Consider the following 2,828-nt stretch of genomic DNA (forward strand, 5'->3'; position numbering starts at 1 on the left):
ATTATTGTGCTAGTAATTGGGCCATTTGTATGGAAAGCAATCCAAGGTGGGTATGATACAATTCTAGCTCGATTCACAAAAGCATCAAGCAATGCAGATATAGATTCTTGGAATAAAAAATAAATATAAAAATAAACGAGGGGGCTACTCTAAAAGTGGTTCCCTTTTTTACAAAGTATTTTTATATGAAATCAAGAGGGGAGTAAATAAAATGAGCTTGTATATCATGGGGTTATTTCTAAGTTATATGGTACTTAATGTATTTACCGACTTAAAGTATAGAAAAACAAAAAATATATGGCATTTTATTTTTTTAATAGTAGGTTTAGGTATCACGTATTTTGCAGGAATACGAACGGGAAAAGAGCTTGTAATTGTACTAACTATGGCCTTAGTATGTGGCTTATTGTTAGAGACATTTAAATTTTCTTCACCCGGTGATACGAAAATGCTTGTGGTGGTAGCTTTATATATTAGCAATGTAGTAGAAGAATCAGCTATGCTTACCGCAATTACATTAACAGCTTTCCATTTACTATTCTTTTGGATTGCTAGTGTTTATCGATTAATTAAAATTTTAGGGTTTGTAGGAGCGATTAAAGACCAATTGGAGCATGCTGCGTCTATATTTGGTGTGAAACTGCCTAAGAAAGAAATAAAGCTAATACAGAGCTTTCCTGGGGCTTGTTCTATTTTACTAGGGGCGATGGTTTATATTGCGTTCACTATCTATCAAAATGGAGGTATCTTGGCTTGAACAGTAGAATCATTCATCAAAGAGAGACCTATATTTACTTTACAATTTTTGCGCTAATAGGCGTTATTATTTTAAACATGTTTATTAATATATTGTTTGTATTAGCATATCCTTTACTGATAGGATTAATTGTGCAGGTTATCTTGTTGCAGAAGATAAAGAAGCCATTTTATTGGAGCGGGAAAGAATTAACAGAACAGTTAAAACTAAAAAATATGTTTCTAGTAGAATCAAATATTTTAGGAGATGAAGAAGGAACAGTTTATGAGGTGCATCAAATGCCTTTTACAATCTCTAATGGATTAATTAATAAAGATAAGACTTATAAAGTGATAAAACAAGAGTATGAGAGAAAAATCAAAGAGGATTTAACGAAAATTTCTAAATGGCAAGTTACAACCAAAGCTAGACTTGTTACGACAACACATTTTCGTTTATATACAATTTGGCAGAAAAATAGTACCGGTTATCAATTGAAAAAAATTGAGGAGTGTGTTGACCCATACGCCAAGATGAACCTTATACAATGGATGATTGCTTCATTTTGTACGACTGGTCGTATTAAGTACGATAAGAAACCAAAAGAGTGGGCAAGCTATGAATGGATTACTTTAAGGTAAATAAAAAAGACAGAAAATAATAAAATGTACCCTATAGAATTGACACTCGAAAAAAGTCTATTCTATAGGGTACATTTTACATTGTATGAGTTTTTTCTCTTTATGTAGTTTTTCAATAAAAAGAGCGCTTTTAAAGGCGCCCAATGAACAAGATTTATATAAAAAAGGTGCACAAGATATGGTATGTATGCGTCTTAAAATTGGTGCAGATTTAATACAAAATCCTTATTTGAAAACAAGAAGCCCTAGAGTTAGGGCTCTAGGGCTTCTTATTTTGGTATTCTCACATGGTTTTTCAAAAAGAATAGAACATATTGAAGATAACATGTGAATGTTTCATAAATGTATCAAAAAAGTGAACAAAACTGCTATTGCGGAAGAAGCAGAAATGAAGTTTCTAATACGTAAGTACGTGAAAGGTATTATTTCCAATGAATAAAATGCGCGTGGGACACCTAATCCTTATTTTATCAGAGGAAAAGAATATGTTATGAACTTGGTTGAATGAAAAAATGAAAATTTTACTTTTAGAGTGAAACTAAACAAAAACGCTATTTGAATAAAAGCAGTTAAATAAGGATGAAGAATAGTCATCTCTTATGCTGGGGAGGTTAACGGATATCCAAATTAAATAAGGGTGATTATGTGTTAAAAGGTAAAGTGATTAGTTTGTTTTTTGGAATTGTAATGGTAGTATTATTTTTAAATCCGTTAGATATCAAAGCGGTTAATAGTAATGATCAAGAGTTTTATGATTCTTATAATACTTTATTAGCACCATATGCAAGTCAAGTTATCAGAAGGAAGCTTGGACCAGATCATCAGTATAGTTTAACGGATACAAAAATTATAAAAATTGAACGTTTCCCAGAAGAAAACTTTAATTTTATTGTTACAGTTCAATATAAAACTTATATAGGAGCTCATAACCCTCCGAATGGCATAGAAACTATTACTTTTAATATAGATCCAAGTGGAGTAAAGGTTATAAATTTTGTTCATAAAGATACTTAAAGAAGAAGTAATATTCTTTATACATTGATGAAATGGATATTTGAATTAAAAAATGTAATAAAAATTTCATTTTGTATTAAGTTGCAATATAAAAAGAGCACTTAGTAAAGTGCTCTCGTGACGAGCCTCATTTTATAACGATTATTTTATAAAGAAAGGAACTCAGAATATTATATATACGCCAGTCAATTGAGTACCTTGTACAAATAAAGAGCAGCTAGCAAAAGCTAACTGCTCAGGTAATGGAATATGGTTCGAAATGGGTTGTCTACAGTATTGACGGAATAGTGGTTTTTATTCGTGAAGAATTACGTTTAACTTAATGCATAGCCAACGATCAAAGTTAGTGTTAAAAACACTGATAATAAAAGTGTTAGTAGAACGGTTGCTATGCTTCTAAGCATCGCAACCCAATTATTTATTTTAGAAAAACCTTT

General features: G+C 31.0%; 3 protein-coding genes. All 3 read left to right on the forward strand.

Going from position 1 to position 2,828, the window contains the following annotated elements:
• Positions 1-211: 211 nt before the first annotated feature.
• The 3 genes from MR167_RS31090 (at position 212) to MR167_RS31100 (ending at position 2,391) form a co-directional block, all read left to right on the forward strand.
• On the forward strand, positions 212-757 hold the full coding sequence (locus MR167_RS31090; protein ID WP_074790557.1) for a hypothetical protein: 546 nt from the start codon (positions 212-214) through the stop codon (positions 755-757).
• Positions 754-1,377 carry a hypothetical protein gene (locus MR167_RS31095; RefSeq protein ID WP_086398050.1) on the forward strand — a complete coding sequence of 208 codons (624 nt, stop codon included), beginning with the start codon at positions 754-756 and terminating at the stop codon, positions 1,375-1,377. Before MR167_RS31090 ends, MR167_RS31095 begins: the two co-directional genes overlap by 4 nt.
• Positions 1,378-2,022: 645 nt before the next feature.
• Complete coding sequence (locus tag MR167_RS31100) at positions 2,023-2,391, forward strand: DUF3888 domain-containing protein (RefSeq protein WP_016083182.1); 369 nt, start codon at positions 2,023-2,025, stop codon at positions 2,389-2,391.
• The last annotated feature ends 437 nt before the right edge of the window (positions 2,392-2,828 follow it).

The organism is Bacillus cereus group sp. BfR-BA-01355, assembly GCF_022663675.1.
Taxonomy (GTDB): Bacteria; Bacillota; Bacilli; order Bacillales; family Bacillaceae_G; genus Bacillus_A; species Bacillus_A thuringiensis_S.

Bases quoted from the DNA above. Each gene is read 5' to 3' on its own strand.
- MR167_RS31090 (WP_074790557.1), top strand. From the start codon at position 212: ATGAGCTTGTATATCATGGGGTTATTTCTAAGTTATATGGTACTTAAT.